The 16,903-nt window shown below is 52.3% G+C and carries 19 protein-coding genes; 12 read left to right on the top strand and 7 right to left on the bottom strand.

All coding sequences use genetic code 11. The features are described 5' to 3' along the window. Nucleotides 1-34: 34 nt before the first annotated feature. Nucleotides 35-625, bottom strand: coding sequence for a cob(I)yrinic acid a,c-diamide adenosyltransferase (cobO, locus tag RW65_RS07445; RefSeq protein WP_039056066.1), 591 nt, complete (start codon nucleotides 623-625; stop codon nucleotides 35-37). Then, nucleotides 622-1,377 carry a YciK family oxidoreductase gene (locus RW65_RS07440; RefSeq protein WP_039056065.1) on the bottom strand — a complete coding sequence of 252 codons (756 nt, stop codon included), beginning with the start codon at nucleotides 1,375-1,377 and terminating at the stop codon, nucleotides 622-624. The genes cobO and RW65_RS07440 overlap by 4 nt, the downstream gene beginning before the upstream one ends. Before the next feature lie 214 nt (nucleotides 1,378-1,591). Here RW65_RS07440 and sohB point away from each other — a divergent pair, with 214 nt between their 5' ends. Further along, complete coding sequence (gene sohB / locus RW65_RS07435; protein WP_039056064.1) at nucleotides 1,592-2,638, top strand: protease SohB; 1,047 nt, start codon at nucleotides 1,592-1,594, stop codon at nucleotides 2,636-2,638. 31 nt (nucleotides 2,639-2,669) lie between these two features. Here the strand turns inward: sohB and RW65_RS07430 are convergent, their stop codons facing one another. After that, nucleotides 2,670-2,921, bottom strand: a complete 252-nt coding sequence (locus tag RW65_RS07430) for a YciN family protein (protein WP_039056063.1) — start codon at nucleotides 2,919-2,921, stop codon at nucleotides 2,670-2,672. A gap of 394 nt (nucleotides 2,922-3,315) precedes the next feature. Here RW65_RS07430 and topA point away from each other — a divergent pair, with 394 nt between their 5' ends. From topA to acnA, 6 genes are all read left to right on the top strand, one after another. Further along, entirely contained in the window at nucleotides 3,316-5,913 is a 2,598-nt protein-coding gene (gene topA / locus RW65_RS07425) for a type I DNA topoisomerase (protein WP_039056062.1), read from the top strand. A gap of 181 nt (nucleotides 5,914-6,094) precedes the next feature. Beyond that, entirely contained in the window at nucleotides 6,095-7,069 is a 975-nt protein-coding gene (gene cysB, locus RW65_RS07420) for an HTH-type transcriptional regulator CysB (RefSeq protein WP_039056061.1), read from the top strand. Between the two features lie 315 nt (nucleotides 7,070-7,384). Continuing rightward, complete coding sequence (locus RW65_RS21705) at nucleotides 7,385-7,546, top strand: YmiA family putative membrane protein (protein WP_082022416.1); 162 nt, start codon at nucleotides 7,385-7,387, stop codon at nucleotides 7,544-7,546. 1 nt (nucleotide 7,547) lies between these two features. Next, nucleotides 7,548-7,718 (top strand): YciX family protein, encoded by a 171-nt coding sequence (locus RW65_RS23345; protein ID WP_502685546.1) that lies wholly within the window; start codon nucleotides 7,548-7,550, stop codon nucleotides 7,716-7,718. 138 nt (nucleotides 7,719-7,856) lie between these two features. Then, nucleotides 7,857-7,955, top strand: coding sequence for a small membrane protein YmiC (gene ymiC / locus RW65_RS23005; protein WP_231564368.1), 99 nt, complete (start codon nucleotides 7,857-7,859; stop codon nucleotides 7,953-7,955). Nucleotides 7,956-8,127: 172 nt separating this feature from the next. Then, nucleotides 8,128-10,803, top strand: a complete 2,676-nt coding sequence (acnA, locus tag RW65_RS07415) for an aconitate hydratase AcnA (protein ID WP_039056060.1) — start codon at nucleotides 8,128-8,130, stop codon at nucleotides 10,801-10,803. A gap of 46 nt (nucleotides 10,804-10,849) precedes the next feature. On the opposite strand, the gene ribA is transcribed toward acnA, so the two are convergent. Beyond that, entirely contained in the window at nucleotides 10,850-11,437 is a 588-nt protein-coding gene (gene ribA / locus RW65_RS07410; RefSeq protein WP_039056109.1) for a GTP cyclohydrolase II, read from the bottom strand. Nucleotides 11,438-11,633: 196 nt separating this feature from the next. Between ribA and pgpB the strand changes: the two genes are divergently transcribed. The 5 genes from pgpB to yciH all read left to right on the top strand — a co-directional run bounded on the left by pgpB (nucleotide 11,634) and on the right by yciH (nucleotide 15,274). Further along, complete coding sequence (gene pgpB, locus RW65_RS07405) at nucleotides 11,634-12,398, top strand: phosphatidylglycerophosphatase B (protein WP_039056059.1); 765 nt, start codon at nucleotides 11,634-11,636, stop codon at nucleotides 12,396-12,398. Between the two features lie 141 nt (nucleotides 12,399-12,539). After that, nucleotides 12,540-12,848 (top strand): LapA family protein, encoded by a 309-nt coding sequence (locus RW65_RS07400; RefSeq protein WP_039056058.1) that lies wholly within the window; start codon nucleotides 12,540-12,542, stop codon nucleotides 12,846-12,848. Between the two features lie 6 nt (nucleotides 12,849-12,854). Further along, nucleotides 12,855-14,024, top strand: a complete 1,170-nt coding sequence (gene lapB / locus RW65_RS07395) for a lipopolysaccharide assembly protein LapB (RefSeq protein WP_039056057.1) — start codon at nucleotides 12,855-12,857, stop codon at nucleotides 14,022-14,024. A gap of 186 nt (nucleotides 14,025-14,210) precedes the next feature. Then, nucleotides 14,211-14,948 carry an orotidine-5'-phosphate decarboxylase gene (gene pyrF / locus RW65_RS07390; RefSeq protein WP_039056056.1) on the top strand — a complete coding sequence of 246 codons (738 nt, stop codon included), beginning with the start codon at nucleotides 14,211-14,213 and terminating at the stop codon, nucleotides 14,946-14,948. Beyond that, complete coding sequence (yciH, locus tag RW65_RS07385; RefSeq protein ID WP_039056055.1) at nucleotides 14,948-15,274, top strand: stress response translation initiation inhibitor YciH; 327 nt, start codon at nucleotides 14,948-14,950, stop codon at nucleotides 15,272-15,274. Before pyrF ends, yciH begins: the two co-directional genes overlap by 1 nt. A gap of 106 nt (nucleotides 15,275-15,380) precedes the next feature. Here the strand turns inward: yciH and osmB are convergent, their stop codons facing one another. The 3 genes from osmB to yciZ form a co-directional block, all read right to left on the bottom strand. Beyond that, nucleotides 15,381-15,599 carry an osmotically-inducible lipoprotein OsmB gene (osmB, locus tag RW65_RS07380; protein ID WP_039056108.1) on the bottom strand — a complete coding sequence of 73 codons (219 nt, stop codon included), beginning with the start codon at nucleotides 15,597-15,599 and terminating at the stop codon, nucleotides 15,381-15,383. A gap of 257 nt (nucleotides 15,600-15,856) precedes the next feature. Continuing rightward, a complete protein-coding gene (gene yciT, locus RW65_RS07375; RefSeq protein ID WP_039056054.1) occupies nucleotides 15,857-16,615 on the bottom strand; it encodes a DNA-binding transcriptional regulator YciT in 759 nt (252 codons plus the stop codon). Nucleotides 16,616-16,708: 93 nt separating this feature from the next. Further along, nucleotides 16,709-16,891 (bottom strand): protein YciZ/DeoL, encoded by a 183-nt coding sequence (gene yciZ / locus RW65_RS07370; protein ID WP_039056053.1) that lies wholly within the window; start codon nucleotides 16,889-16,891, stop codon nucleotides 16,709-16,711. Nucleotides 16,892-16,903 lie beyond the last annotated feature (12 nt).

Below are 16,903 nucleotides of genomic sequence, written 5' to 3'. Positions count from 1 at the left end.
CTTTTTGCTGTAGTGGATAAACGGATTTTCGCCCTCAGTAATCAATACCGATTTGCGCTTTTACGCCCGCGTCGAAAGCGTGTTTCACCGGCCGTAGCTCGCTAACGGTATCCGCCAGTTCAATTATATCGCGGTGGCAACCGCGCCCGGTAATAATCACCGTCTGGTTTACCGGACGGCTGCGCAGCGCTTCCAGCACCGTTTCTAACGGCAGATAATCGTAAGCCACCATATACGTGAGTTCATCAAGCACCACCATATCAAGGGTAGCGTCCTTCAACATCCGTTCGGCATGCTGCCATACCTCAAGACAGGCGGCGGTATCGCTTTCCCGGTTTTGCGTGTCCCAGGTAAAGCCGGTCGCCATTACCTGAAATTCCACGCCCAGCGGCTCCAGCAAGTTACGTTCGCCGTTCGGCCAGGTACCTTTAATAAACTGGATGGCGCCCACTTTTTTACCGTGGCCTACCGCACGGGTGGCGGTACCAAACGCGGCGGTAGTTTTTCCTTTACCATTTCCGGTGAAGACAATAATGATCCCTCGCTCATCCTGCGCGGCGGCAACACGCGCATCTACGCGCTCTTTTACGCGCTGCTGGCGCTGCTGATAACGTTCTTCACTCATGATGAAATTCCTGGTTTGCGCCCCGGCTGAGCGTCAAAGCTCATCCCGGTTTTACGCCGGCTGTCATTGCCCATCAGCCACAGATAGAGCGGCATAATATCGGCAGGGGTTTTCAGTTTTTGCGGATCTTCTGTCGGAAACGCGCTGGCGCGCATTTTGGTGCGCGTACCACCAGGATTAATGCAGTTCACCCGCAGACGATTTTGATACTCTTCGGCAAGCACCTGCATCATCCCTTCGGTAGCAAACTTTGACACCGCGTAGGCGCCCCAGTTAGCGCGTCCCTCGCGACCAACGCTTGAGGAGGTAAAGACCAGGGAACCGCAATCGGACTGGAGTAATAAAGGAAGAAGCGCCTGAGTTAAATAAAAGGTGGCATTCACATTAACCTGCATCACTTCATCCCAGACGGCCGGATCTTGTTCGGCCATCGGGCAAACATCGCCTAATAACCCGGCATTATGCAACACGCCGTCCAGACGCGGCGTGGTCGCCGCAATGGACTGGGCCAGTTGCTGGCACATCTGTGGTGTGCAGTGGCTCATATCAAGGGTAAAGCACTTCGCTGACCGACCTTCCTGCTTAACCCGCTGCGCCACCTGCTGTAGTTTGTCTTCGTTTCTGCCAAGCAGAATTAGGTTGGCACCGTGGCGCGCATAGGTCAGCGCCGCCTCTTTGCCGATTCCGTCGCTGGCACCGGTCACCAGAATGATGCGATCGTTTAACAAATCACGTTGTGGCTGATAATACACAATTTCTCCTCAGGCCAGAGCCTGTTATCGCCTTCATATGTTGGCTTTATGCCTTAAACAGAGGGCTATTTCAATCATCCAGCGGGAGAGTTGCGCAACCTTTACGAAAAGATTCAGCAACATGGGACCTTATACCGGTGGCTTGGGCAAGACGCGCATGTCGCGCTGATGTACACTGGTGCGATTGTCGAGAGATGTAATCAAGGTGGTATGCATGGAGTTACTGTCTGAGTATGGTCTGTTCCTGGCCAAAATCGCGACCGTGGTGGTGGCGATTGCCGTGGTAGCAGTCCTGATTGTCAATTTGACCCAGCGTAAACGTCAGCGGGGGGAACTTAAAATCACCCGTTTGAGTGAACAATATAAAGAGATGCAGGAGGAGATGTCCGTCTCTTTGCTGGATTCTCATCAGCAAAAACAGTGGCATAAAGCGCAGAAGAAGAAACTGAAGCAGGAAGCGAAAGCGGCCAAAGCCAAAGCGAAGGCCGGAGAACCAGAAGGAAAGGGCGGATCGCGCGTCTATGTACTCGACTTTAAAGGCAGTATGGACGCCAACGAAGTCAATGCCCTGCGCGAAGAGATTACCGCCGTGCTGGCGGTGGCAACGCCGCAGGATCAGGTGGTGGTTAGGCTGGAAAGCCCCGGCGGCGTGGTACATGGCTACGGTCTTGCCGCTTCTCAGCTGCAACGTCTACGCGACAAACAGATCCCGCTAACCATCGCGGTTGATAAAGTGGCCGCCAGCGGTGGCTATATGATGGCCTGCGTGGCGGATAAAATTGTCGCTGCGCCATTTGCAATTATTGGTTCAATCGGTGTCGTTGCCCAGATCCCTAACTTTAACCGCTTCCTGAAAGGGAAAGAGATTGATATTGAGCTGCACACGGCGGGTCAGTTCAAGCGCACCCTGACCTTGTTGGGGGAAAACACGGAAGAGGGACGGCAGAAGTTTCGTGAAAGTCTCAACGAAACCCACGATCTGTTTAAAGAGTTTGTCCATCAAATGCGCCCGGCGCTGGATATTGAAAGCGTGGCGACCGGTGAACACTGGTACGGTTCACAGGCCCTTGATAAAGGGCTGGTTGATGCGGTAGGCACCAGTGACGATCTGCTGCTGGGGCTGATTGAAGAGCATGAAGTGATTGGCGTGCGCTATCAGCAGCGTAAAAAAATGATGGATCGCTTTACCGGCAGCGCGGCGGAAAGCCTCGATAAATTAATGCTGCGCTGGTGGCAGCGTGGGCAAAAACCGCTGATGTAAAAACGCGAGGCTTCGGCCTCGCTTTTCGTTGTTAATCAATTAAATGATATTTTTCAGAAAGTTCATGGGCTAAATATTTGAACATATTAAATACAGCGGTGCTTTTTGCCGTGGGTAAGCCCTGTTCATCCAGATAGTATTCGCCGCTAAACACCAGCACGCCGTTACGCTGGGTGACGTCGGCGGCTTCGATACCGGCCAGGGTGTCTTCATGCTCGCGAATCAGTTTATTAGCCAGTTCAAGCAGAGACTGGCGGTCGATAGGCTGTGATATTTGTTGCATTTTCCCCTCCTCAACAATCGCGTCAGTTTAACGCCGGGACCGTTGCGGGGCAAATATTCCCTGTCTTAGCAAGGGTTTTGCCCGGGCATTGTTCTGGCGCGATCCGCTTTTGCATGCTAATAAAGTTGCGTAACAAATTTTATCAGGTACAGTGTGACGCTTTCGTCAATCTGGCAACAGAATTGCTTGACATTCGACCTTTACATCGTTGTGCTACATCACCCTTGCGTGAAAAAACCTGTAATATCAGTAACATGAACGTTCCGTTTTACGCGCTAAGTAAAAAAAAGGGTTGATATCCATTGACGCCGCCGCAATATTGACTGCTCGTCGCCGGTGGGTATGAAGCAACAAGCGACGAATTTCTGGAAGAATTTAATTAGGTAAGGTGAATATGGGTAAAGCTCTCGTTATCGTTGAGTCCCCGGCAAAAGCCAAAACGATCAATAAATATCTGGGAAATGACTACGTGGTGAAATCCAGCGTCGGTCATATCCGTGATTTGCCGACCAGTGGCTCAGCAACCAAAAAGAGTGCAGACTCAGCCTCCACCAAAACGGCTAAGAAGCCTAAAAAGGATGAACGCGGCGCTCTTGTCAATCGCATGGGCATCGATCCATGGCACAACTGGGATGCGCACTATGAAGTGCTGCCCGGTAAAGAGAAGGTGGTTTCCGAGCTGAAAGCGCTGGCGGAAAAAGCCGACCATATCTATCTCGCAACCGACCTTGACCGCGAAGGGGAAGCCATTGCCTGGCACCTGCGGGAAGTGATCGGCGGCGATGAAAAACGCTACAGCCGCGTAGTGTTTAACGAAATTACCAAGAATGCGATTCGTCAGGCTTTTGAAACGCCTGGCGAACTCAATATCGACCGTGTGAATGCCCAACAAGCGCGCCGCTTTATGGATCGCGTTGTGGGCTATATGGTGTCACCGCTGCTGTGGAAGAAAATTGCCCGCGGCCTTTCCGCCGGTCGTGTACAGTCCGTGGCCGTGCGCCTGGTGGTCGAACGCGAACGCGAAATCAAAGCGTTCGTGCCGGAAGAGTTCTGGGAAATTGATGCCGCCACCTCAACGCCGGGCGGCGACACGCTGCCGCTGCAGGTGACCCACGAAGGGGACAAACCTTTCCGCCCGGTTAACCGTGAACAGACGATGGCGGCGGTAAGCCTGCTGGAAAAAAGTCGCTACACGGTGCTGGATCGCGAAGATAAGCCGACCAGCAGTAAGCCTGGCGCACCGTTTATTACCTCTACGTTGCAGCAGGCTGCCAGCACGCGTCTGGGGTTTGGCGTCAAGAAAACCATGATGATGGCGCAGCGTCTGTATGAAGCGGGCTATATCACCTATATGCGTACCGACTCAACCAACCTGAGCCAGGACGCCGTATCGATGGTGCGCAGCTATATTACCGACAACTTCGGTAAAAAATATCTGCCGGAAAACGCTAATCAATATGCCAGCAAAGAGAATTCTCAGGAAGCGCACGAAGCGATTCGCCCTTCGGACGTCGCGGTACTGGCAGAGTCATTAAAAGATATGGAAACCGATGCCCAGAAGCTGTATCAGCTTATCTGGCGTCAGTTTGTCGCCTGTCAGATGACGCCTGCCCAGTATGACTCCACCACGCTGACCGTGGCGGCGGGTGATTTCCGTCTCAAAGCCCGTGGGCGTATTCTGCGTTTCGATGGCTGGACCAAAGTGATGCCGGCCCTGCGTAAAGGCGATGAAGATCGTACTTTGCCGGCGGTGAACAAGGGCGATGTCCTGTCGCTGATTGAACTGACACCTGCGCAGCACTTTACCAAACCACCGGCCCGTTTTAGTGAAGCATCGCTGGTTAAAGAGCTGGAAAAACGCGGTATCGGCCGTCCGTCCACCTATGCGTCGATCATCTCGACCATTCAGGACCGCGGTTACGTACGCGCTGAAAACCGCCGATTCTACGCGGAAAAAATGGGTGAAATTGTTACCGATCGTCTGGAAGAGAACTTCCGCGATTTGATGAATTATGATTTTACCGCCCAGATGGAAGACAGCCTCGACCGCGTGGCGAATCACGAAGCAGAATGGCGCAAAGTGCTCGACAGCTTCTTCGGTGATTTTACGCAGCAGTTAGAACAGGCTGAACAGGATCCTGAAGCGGGCGGGATGCGTCCGAATCAGATGGTGCTGACCAGTATCGACTGCCCAACCTGCGGTCGCAAAATGGGTATTCGTACCGCCAGCACAGGGGTATTCCTCGGTTGTTCTGGCTATGCGCTGCCGCCGAAAGAGCGCTGCAAAACCACCATTAACCTGGTGCCGGAAAACGAAGTGCTTAACGTGCTGGAAGGCGACGACGCGGAAACCAACGCGCTGCGCGCCAAACGCCGTTGCGTGAAATGCGGAACGGCGATGGACAGCTACTTGATCGATCCGAAACGTAAACTGCACGTGTGCGGCAATAACCCCACCTGTGACGGCTACGAGATCGAAGAGGGCGAATTCCGCATTAAAGGCTATGACGGCCCGATCGTTGAGTGTGAAAAATGCGGCTCTGAAATGCACCTGAAAATGGGGCGTTTCGGTAAGTACATGGCCTGCACCAACGAAGAATGTAAAAATACGCGTAAAATTCTGCGCAACGGTGAAGTCGCGCCGCCGAAAGAAGATCCGGTGCCGTTGCCTGAACTGCAGTGTGAAAAATCTGACGCATATTTCGTCCTGCGTGATGGCGCAGCCGGGGTTTTCCTCGCAGCCAATACGTTCCCGAAATCACGTGAAACGCGCGCGCCTTTGGTAGAAGAGCTGTACCGTTTCCGCGATCGTCTGCCGGAGAAGCTGCGCTACCTGGCCGATGCCCCGCAGGAAGATCCGCAGGGCAATAAAACCATCGTGCGTTTTAGCCGCAAAACCAAACAGCAATATGTTGCTTCCGAGAAAGAGGGGAAAGCGACGGGCTGGTCTGCGTTCTACGTAGATAAAAAATGGGTTGAAGCGAAAAAATAATATTTTTCAGCGATATAACGTTAAGGGCCGGGTAACCGGCCCTTTTTATTTTCAACGTTATTATTGTTTATTAGCTGCTATACACGGAAGTTATAAGTGATATAGTTGTTATAGCTAGCCGCTTTTTTATTATCAAATCGTATTAAGCGAAATCCCGTTTGCGTACTCCGGATGGTCTGTTATGAAACTACAGCAGCTTCGTTATATCGTTGAGGTGGTCAACCACAATCTCAACGTTTCTTCTACGGCAGAAGGGCTCTATACCTCTCAGCCGGGCATCAGTAAACAAGTCCGCATGCTGGAAGATGAACTGGGCATACAAATCTTTGCCCGCAGCGGCAAACATCTCACCCAGGTGACGCCGGCCGGACAGGAAATCATCCGTATTGCACGTGAAGTGCTTTCAAAAGTGGATGCGATTAAATCCGTTGCGGGTGAACATACCTGGCCGGACAAGGGCTCGCTCTACGTTGCCACCACGCATACGCAGGCGCGCTATGCGCTGCCGAACGTCATTAAAGGGTTTATCGAACGCTATCCCCGCGTCTCATTGCATATGCATCAGGGATCGCCGACGCAGATTGCCGAGGCCGTCTCTAAAGGCAACGCGGATTTCGCTATCGCCACCGAAGCGCTGCATCTTTATGATGACCTGGTGATGTTGCCCTGTTATCACTGGAATCGGTCAATTGTCGTTACGCCCGACCATCCGCTGGCGGCAAAGTCTTCCGTGACCATCGATGAGCTGGCGCAGTATCCGCTGGTGACTTATACCTTCGGCTTTACCGGGCGTTCGGAACTGGATACCGCCTTCAATCGCGCCGGGTTAACGCCGCGCATTGTCTTTACCGCCACCGACGCAGACGTCATAAAAACTTATGTCAGACTCGGGTTAGGCGTCGGGGTTATCGCCAGTATGGCCGTTGATCCGCACTCGGATCCGGACCTGGTGAAGCTCGATGCTCATGAGATTTTTAGCCATAGCACCACCAAAATTGGCTTTCGTCGCAGCACTTTCTTACGCAGCTATATGTATGATTTTATTCAGCGCTTTGCCCCACATTTAACCCGCGATGTGGTCGACGCAGCCGTCGCGTTGCGCTCAAATGATGATATCGAGGCCATGTTTAAAGATATTAAGTTGCCACAGAAATAATGACTGAGGGTATCTTTGTAAAAGAAAAGATACCCTTAACTCTGCCTAAAGCTAAATTAGAATTGTTATTAACTTTTTTTAAATCACCCATCATAGTGATTAACATCACATCTTCTGACTGATACCGTCACCCTTTAGCGACAAAAATAGAAACGAAATTGCCGCTCTGCAAATTTATTACTCCAATTATTTATTTCGGGTCAAAAGATTAAATATTTCTTTAGATCTACTGAGTAAATTCACTGGATTTTCGGCTAAAGTTCTTTTAGGATTTGTCTCATGTCTGATTAATTACACCGATTGTTGGTAGCCAAAATGATAAGTGATGTCGATTGTACGAGGTTAGCAATGCCATCAGGAAGTGAAGAGCCGCAAAGGGACCCTGAGCTGAAGCGTAAAGCCTGGCTGGCGGTATTTCTGGGCTCTGCCTTGTTTTGGGCAGTCGTTGGTTTATTGATCTGGAACTTTTGGGGCTAAAATGGCGACAGCAGGTCGATACGAACCCGTTAAGCGAGTATGTCAACTTCATGACACGCCGCCTAAAGCGAAAAAGCAGCCTGTGACATGCATTCCGGCTTCCTGGAAGCTAACGCCGCAGCAGCAAGCTTTTATTGACAGTTTCTCTGAAGACGACATTAAAAAACAATAAACATATCATCAGAATAAACGTGGAACATTATCTGCGCTATTCATCGATGCGATCTTTTGTACTCTTTAATTAATACACAGCATAAATGAATTGAGTTGTGACTCAGTTTTGATGAATAGATTTTCGGGTAATGAACTTATGAACAATGCTTACGCAATGAAATATTGGTCGTGGATGGCGGCATTTTCGATTTCCATCCTTTTCTGGGGGCAGGTGGTCTGGACCGCCCTGCGGTAATGAATTGAAAAACCTCGCATCTGCGGGGTTTTTTATTGTCCCTTCTGTGACAGATTTTCCCTTTTGTAGCAATTTTGGTTGTTATCAAAACGTTACGATATGTTTGTGTTATCTTTAATACAGACCCTGAAGAGCATCAGGGTAAGCAATCCCTGTCATTAAGGAGGAGCACATGTCGTCAACTCTACGCGAAGCCAGTAAGGACACATTGCAGGCTGAGAACAAAACTTATCACTACTACAGCTTGCCGCTGGCCGCTAAACAACTCGGGGACATCTCCAGGTTACCCAAGTCGCTAAAAGTATTATTGGAAAATCTTATTCGTTGGCAGGATGAGGAGTCCGTCACCGAAGAGGATATCCGCGCGCTTGCCGGCTGGCTTGAAAAGGCCCACGCCGATCGGGAAATCGCTTATCGCCCGGCGAGGGTGTTAATGCAGGACTTTACCGGGGTTCCCGCCGTCGTCGATCTCGCCGCCATGCGTGAAGCCGTCAAAAGGCTCGGCGGCGATACCGCCAAAGTGAACCCGCTGTCACCCGTCGATTTGGTCATTGACCACTCGGTCACCGTCGATCATTTCGGCGACGATGACGCCTTCGAAGAAAACGTCCGCCTCGAAATGGAACGTAACCATGAGCGGTATGTTTTCCTGCGCTGGGGCCAACAGGCGTTTAGCCGTTTCAGCGTTGTGCCGCCGGGCACCGGTATCTGTCATCAAGTCAATCTGGAGTATCTCGGCAAAGCCGTATGGAGCGAACTGCAGGATAAAGAGTGGGTGGCTTATCCTGATACGCTGGTCGGCACCGATTCCCATACCACCATGATCAATGGCCTCGGCGTACTGGGTTGGGGCGTCGGCGGGATCGAAGCTGAAGCCGCGATGCTGGGGCAACCGGTCTCGATGCTTATCCCGGATGTGGTCGGTTTCAAATTGAGCGGCAAATTGCGCGAAGGGATCACCGCCACGGACCTGGTTCTGACGGTCACCCAGATGCTGCGTAAACACGGCGTTGTCGGTAAATTTGTCGAATTCTACGGCGACGGGCTTGATTCGCTGCCCCTTGCTGACCGTGCCACCATTGCCAACATGGCACCGGAATATGGCGCGACCTGCGGCTTTTTCCCGATCGACAGCGTGACCCTCGAATATATGCGTCTCAGCGGTCGTAGCGATGAGCAGGTGGAGCTGGTTGAAACCTATGCGAAGGCGCAGGGGATGTGGCGTAATCCGGGCGATGAACCGGTATTTACCAGTACCCTTGAGCTGGACATGGGGACGGTAGAAGCGAGCCTTGCAGGCCCGAAGCGTCCACAGGATCGCGTTGCCCTCGGTGATGTGCCGAAAGCGTTTGCCGCCAGTTCAGAGCTCGAACTGAATACTGCGCAAAAAGATCGTCAACCCGTTGAATATGTCCACAACGGGCATACTTATCAGTTGCCTGATGGCGCGGTGGTGATTTCCGCCATCACCTCTTGTACCAACACTTCAAACCCCAGCGTCTTAATGGCGGCCGGGCTGCTGGCGAAAAAAGCCGTCACCGCCGGGCTAAAACGCCAGCCGTGGGTGAAAGCTTCTCTGGCACCGGGTTCAAAAGTGGTGTCTGATTATCTGGCGCAGGCGCGGTTAACCCCTTATCTCGACGAACTGGGCTTTAACCTTGTTGGTTACGGCTGTACCACCTGCATCGGTAACTCCGGACCGCTGCCGGAACCCATTGAACAGGCGATCCGCAAAGGCGATCTTACCGTTGGCGCAGTCCTTTCGGGAAACCGAAATTTTGAGGGCCGTATTCATCCGCTGGTCAAAACCAACTGGCTGGCGTCACCGCCGCTGGTGGTGGCCTATGCGCTGGCGGGTAACATGAATATCAACCTCGCCACCGATCCTCTCGGCCATGACCGCAAAGGGGATCCGGTTTACTTGAAAGATATCTGGCCCACCAGCAGTGAAATTGCCCGCGCTGTTGAACAAGTATCAACGGAGATGTTCCGCAAAGAGTATGCCGAAGTATTTGAAGGGACGCCGGAATGGAAATCGATTCAGGTTGATCACTCCGATACCTATGGCTGGCAGAGCGACTCGACCTATATTCGTTTATCGCCCTTCTTCGACGATATGCAGGCGCAACCGAAGCCGGTGGAAGATATTCACGGCGCAAGGATCCTCGCGATGCTGGGGGATTCCGTTACCACCGACCACATCTCACCTGCCGGCAGTATCAAAGCAGATAGCCCGGCCGGCCGCTATTTGCAAAGTCATGGCGTTGAGCGCGGCGATTTTAACTCCTACGGCTCGCGACGCGGTAACCACGAAGTAATGATGCGCGGTACCTTTGCCAACATTCGCATTCGTAACGAAATGGTGCCGGGCGTGGAGGGCGGAATGACGCGCCATCTGCCGGGCAGCGAAGTGGTCTCTATATATGACGCCGCGATGCGCTATCAGAAAGAGGGTACGCCGCTGGCGGTGATCGCCGGGAAAGAGTATGGATCCGGCTCCAGCCGCGACTGGGCAGCGAAAGGGCCGCGTTTGTTGGGGGTTCGCGTCGTCATTGCGGAGTCTTTCGAGCGCATTCATCGCTCCAACCTGATCGGTATGGGCATTCTGCCTCTTGAGTTTCCGCAGGGTGAAACGCGAAAAACGCTGGGCTTAACCGGTGAAGAGAGGCTGGATATTGTGGATCTGCAAAATATCACGCCGGGCGGGACGATGGCCGTCTCATTAACCCGCGCCGATGGCAGTCAGCAGACGCTGCAGTGTCGCTGCCGTATCGATACGGCGACGGAGCTGACCTATTACCGTAACGACGGTATCCTGCATTATGTTATTCGTAATATGTTGAATTAAAAAAGGCCTGCAGTGGCAGGCCTGTTCAACGTCAGCGGGGCGCGTGCTATTTCAGCAGGTGCCCCATTTTTTCGGCTTTGGTATCCAGATAGTGCTCGTTTTTCGGGTTACGGCCAACAATCAGCGGTACGCGCTCGACAATGTTGATCCCCGCTTCGGTGAGGATCTCGACTTTTTTAGGATTATTGGTCAACAGGCGCACTTCGTCGACCGCCAGCAATTTAAACATATCCGCACAGAGCGTAAAGTCGCGTTCATCGGCGGCAAAACCCAGCTGATGGTTCGCCTCGACGGTATCGTAACCCTGATCCTGTAAAGCGTAAGCGCGGATTTTATTCAGTAAGCCGATATTGCGCCCTTCCTGACGGTGATAAATCACCACGCCACGGCCTTCTTCTGCAATATGATTCAACGCTGCTTCAAGCTGGAAGCCGCAGTCACAGCGTAAGCTGAACAGCGCGTCGCCGGTCAGACACTCGGAATGCACACGTGCGAGCACGGGCAATTGCCCGGAAATATCACCAAAAACAAGGGCGACATGATCCTGCCCGGTTGCCAGTTCTTCAAAGCCCACCATGAGGAAGTCGCCCCATGGGGTTGGCAGTTTGGCTTCTGCCACACGTTTCAATTGCATGTGAATCTCCGAATTTTTGCTAGTGCTGTGCGCACCGTCAGCCTGTTGGCCTTCTGTATACATTCATTTTGCCACAATGCATCAAGCATCGCCTACTGCCGACCGGCCCATTGCGGTTTAAAAGCACAAATCCGCAGCTTTCTGCGCAAAATTTGATTTTCGGTTATATTGAGACGCTTACTATCAAGGAGGAAAGATGCTTTTAATTGCCAAAAGAACCACAGCGGGTGCGGCTATTTTATTGATAATGCCGTTAATAATATGGTTTTCCGGCTGGAGCTGGGAACCAGGACAAACGCGCTGGTGGCTGCGTGTTATGTACTGGATGACGGAAACGGTCACTCAGCCCTGGGGAATTATCACCCATGTGGTGCTTTGCGCATGGTTCCTTTGGTGCCTGCGGTTTCGTCTTAAAGCTGCGCTGATGCTGTTTGTGATTCTCGGTTGCGCTATCGTGGCCGGGCAGGGCGTAAAGTCCTTCGTCAAAGAGCGGGTACAAGAGCCGCGGCCTTTCGTTTTGTGGCTGGAAAAAACGCACCATATCCAGCCTGATGAGTTCTACACTTTAAAACGCAAAGCGCGCAGCGATCTGGTGAAAAGCCAACTGGCGAACCAGCATGATATCCCCGGCTTCCTGCGTCACCATTGGCAAAAAGAGACCGGATTTGCGTTTCCTTCTGGCCATACAATGTTTGCCGCCAGTTGGGCTCTCCTGGCCGTTGGGCTACTGTGGCCGCGCAGGCGCACATGGACCATTGCCATTCTACTGGTGTGGGCGACAGGCGTAATGGTCAGTCGTCTGCTGTTGGGCATGCACTGGCCGCGGGATTTGGTGGTGGCAACGCTGATTTCCTGGCTGCTGGTCACCGTTGCCACCTGGCTTGCCCAGCGCATTTGTGGGCCGTTAACGCCACCGACGGAAGAAGTACCTGAAATCGTCGCTCGCGACGAGGAGGGTTGATTTTCGGTATTTTGTCCGCAAATCAGAACATAACATCGCGCCTTGCCATTTCATGCCGGGCGCTAAAATGGTAGTTTATAAGGCTGACTGCAGTTCGTTGCCTATTAATTAATCGCTCGGCAGCACATAACGGGACGTAATGTGAAATATCTACTCATTTTCTTACTGGTGTTAGCGATTTTTGTCGTTTCTATTACGCTTGGCGCGCAAAACGATCAGCAAGTGACGTTCAACTATCTGCTTGCTCAGGGTGAATACCGCATCTCAACGCTGCTGGCCGTGCTCTTCGCCGCTGGTTTTGTTATTGGCTGGCTGATTTGCGGGCTTTTCTGGCTTCGCGTTCGCGTCTCTCTGGCGCGCGCTGAACGTAAAATCAAACGTCTTGAGCACCAGCTCACTCCTGCCACCACTGTTACGGCTACCACCGGCTCTACGGCAGTGAAGGAATAATATTCTATGCTGGAGTTGTTGTTTCTGTTGTTACCTGTCGCGGCTGCCTACGGCTGGTATATGGGGCGCAGAAACGCTCAACAGACCAAACAGGACGAGGCTAACCGGCTGTCACGTGAATACGTCGCCGGGGTTAACCTTTTACTGAGCAATCAGCAAGACAAGGCGGTGGATCTGTTCCTCGATATGTTAAAAGAGGACACCGGCACCGTTGAAGCGCATCTCACTCTGGGTAATCTTTTCCGCTCTCGCGGCGAAGTTGACCGTGCCATACGCATCCATCAAACGCTGATGGAGAGCGCTTCTCTCTCCTATGACCAGCGTCTGCTGGCGGTTCAGCAGCTTGGCCGCGATTATATGGCGGCCGGTATGTACGACCGCGCGGAAGATATGTTCAATCAACTGGTCGATGAAACCGACTTTCGCATCAGTGCTCTCCAGCAGCTGCTGCAGATTTATCAGGCCACCAGCGAATGGCAGAAAGCCATTGATGTCGCCGAACGGCTTGTAAAGCTGGGTAAAGATAAACAGCGTGGCGAAATCGCGCATTTTTACTGCGAGCTGGCCCTGCAGCAGATGGGCAATGAAGATATGGATCGAGCGATAGCGCTACTGAAAAAGGGTGCCGCTGCCGATCGAGACAGCGCGCGCGTCTCTATCATGATGGGCCGAGTCTTTATGGCGAGCGGCGATTACGCCAAAGCGGTCGAGAATCTGCTGCGCGTTATCGATCAGGATAAAGAGCTGGTCAGTGAAACCCTGGAGATGCTGCAAAGCTGCTATCTGCAGCTGGGTAAAAATGATGAGTGGGCCGCTTTTCTCCAGCGTTGCGTTGAGGAAAATACCGGTGCGACCGCTGAATTGATGCTGGCGGAGATCATTGAGCGCCGCGAAGGGGCGGACGCTGCGCAAAACTATGTTACGCGCCAGCTGCAGCGGCATCCCACCATGCGGGTTTTCCATAAGCTGATGGATTACCACCTCAACGAAGCCGAAGAGGGGCGTGCCAAAGAGAGCCTGATGGTGCTGCGTGAAATGGTGGGCGAACAGGTTCGCAGCAAACCCCGTTATCGCTGCCATAAGTGTGGTTTCACCGCTTTTACCATGTACTGGCACTGTCCTTCCTGTCGTGCCTGGTCGACGGTTAAACCGATTCGCGGCCTCGATGGACAGTAATTTTTAAAAACCGATACATTAGTTACAACATACTAATAAAGAATTTAAAATCATAGCCACTCCTCTGCCAGCTTGTGTCGGGCAGGGCAAAATGGAGCCTGTTATTTCCGCGCCTGCACGGGTAGAATGCTCGCCGTTTATTCTTTTCGCGCCTGAGCGGGTGCCCTCATTTCAGAAGGTCTGATCATGACGTCTACTGGTTTATCGACTTCCCGCACCGTTACTGCTTCCCCGATTGTTGTGGCTCTTGATTATGATAATCGCGACAAAGCTCTGGCCTTTGTCGACCGCATCGATCCTCGTGATTGCCGTCTGAAAATCGGCAAAGAGATGTTTACCCTATTTGGACCGCAACTGGTGCGCGATTTGCAGCAGCGGGGCTTCGATATTTTCCTTGATCTAAAATTCCATGACATTCCCAATACCACCGCGCACGCGGTAAAAGCGGCAGCGGATTTAGGCGTATGGATGGTGAATATCCACGCTTCCGGCGGTGCGCGTATGATGACTGCGGCGAAAGAGGCGCTGGCCACCTTTGGCAACGATGCGCCGTTGCTGATTGCGGTCACCGTGCTGACCAGCATGGAAGGGAGTGATTTGCAGGATCTCGGTATCACCATCCCGCCTGCGGAGCATGCAGAGCGGCTGGCGCGTCTGACGCAACAATGTGGCCTTGATGGCGTTGTGTGCTCCGCGCAAGAAGCGGTACGCTTTAAAACCGCACTCGGAAAAGAATTTAAACTGGTGACGCCGGGGATTCGTCCGGCAGGCAGCGAAGCCGGCGATCAGCGCCGCATTATGACGCCAGAGCAGGCGCTTGCCGCCGGGGTAGACTATATGGTGATCGGCCGTCCCGTGACGCAATCTGCTGACCCTGCGCAAACCCTGAAAGCAATCAATGCATCCTTAGGCATGGAGGCGTAATGAAAGACGATAACAGCCGTCTGGTTTATTCGACGGACAGCGGACGCATTGAGCAACCAAAAGAGCAGATCGCCCGCCCGACGGGTGACGGTATTGTGCGCATTCAGCGCCAGACCAGCGGCCGTAAAGGCAAAGGCGTGTGCCTGATTACCGGTATCGATGCGGATGACGAAACGCTGGTAAAACTGGCCGCCGAATTGAAGAAAAAATGTGGCTGCGGCGGTTCAGTAAAAGAGGGCGTGATTGAAATCCAGGGCGATAAGCGTGATTTACTCAAATCCTTGCTGGAAGCTAAAGGCATGAAAGTAAAACTGGCGGGTGGTTGAGTCGATAAACAGAAAGGCCGCAGTTATTACTGCGGCCTTATTAGCGAATCTGTGAAACGTAGACCTGAAAAGAAAGTATATTTTATTATTATCGCCGTTTGACTAATTACTTACCAACCTGATGGCCAACGATACCGCCAACAGCTGCACCGCCCAACGTACCCAGCGTGCTTCCATCAGTCAGTACAGCACCGCCAAGCGCGCCCGCACCCGCACCAATAGCGGTATTACGATCGCGTTTAGACCAGTGACCACAAGCACTCAGAGACATTGCGAGGGTAACTGCCAGCACTGCTGCGGCCATTTTTTTACTTGTTAACATCATCATACTTTCTCCTGAATAATCGATTCACGAAAAAAATGTCCCTTCAAGTATAGTGCCTGTGAGCGTACCTAAAGGTTTTCCGTGTAACCTTGCTGCGCAGGCGCCATTCAATCACGGGGGTGATAGTTTCTTCCTGTTATATCGCTGTTAATAATTTTACGCGCAGGGGACTAACAAGACAGGTAAATAGTCTTAATCGAAGCGTCGGAATACTCTCAGAAATGAGTAAGATAGCCCGCATTAACGGGCCAGCAGGATCAGCGCACGATGCTTGTTTCGACGATATCGACAATCAGCCCTTTCTGTTGCAGCTGAAGATGGGCTTCGGGTTTGAGGGCCGCGTCGGTGATCACCCGCTGAAAGCGCTCATCGGGGCCAAGCATGTAAGGATGCACGATGCCGAATTTAGAGCTATCGGTAAGCACAATCGCTTCGCTGCCTTTCTCAAGCACGGCGTTAACCACATCGGTACGCATCATATCGCGCCCGGTGAAGCCCGTTTCCGGCTGCCAGCCATCAATACCGATAAACGCTTTGCTGAAATGCACCTGCGAAATGTACTGGCGGGTCAGCGGGCCGACCATGCTTTCGCTTTTTTTCTGATAAATACCGCCGAGCAGGATCACTTCACATAAGGCATCTTTGAGCAGATGAGCAATATAGCTACTGACGGTAATAATCGTGATATCCCGCTGTTCACCCAGTTTGCGGGCGAGCAGGGCGTTGCTGCTGCCATTTTCGATAAACACCGTCTCGCCAGCGCTCACCAGTGAGGCGGCAAAATCGGCTAAATTACGCTTCACGCTGTAGTTATTCATCATGCGCGTTTCGACGTCATCGGTATCAAGAGGTACAGCGAAACCGTGAGTGCGTCGCAGATAGCTCTGTTTTTCCAGGGTATTCAGATCCTGGCGAATCGTCACTTCAGACACCCCGGTCAAGCGGGCAAGATCGGTAACACTCATTTGGCCCTTGTCGATGACCGTCTGCAAAATAAATTGTTGTCGGGAATTCATAGCCACAAATTTCTAATAATGGTTTGGGGTGCGGGTATTGCCAGCGCGCGCGTCACGTTCCTTGCTGCTGCGTGTTAGCGAAAATAAGCGCGTTTAAATTTCCCAGGGCGTTTTGGGCGCACCTGAAGAGGACATTTTATCGTTATTGTCGATCTTCAATAATTCCGCCTTCAAAATTTCCAGGTTTCGAATGGCGGATTGATAATCCCCCGCGACCAGAATATCGAGAACGGTATCAATCCTGCCGGCAAGGTGTTTCACGTCGATGTCTGCCATATCTTCACCTTT

This window comes from Enterobacter sp. Bisph1 (assembly GCF_000814905.1).
Classification (GTDB): domain Bacteria; phylum Pseudomonadota; class Gammaproteobacteria; order Enterobacterales; family Enterobacteriaceae; genus Kosakonia.
The sequence above is the reverse complement of the archived record's forward strand: the minus strand, read 5'-3'. Positions and strand labels throughout refer to the sequence as shown.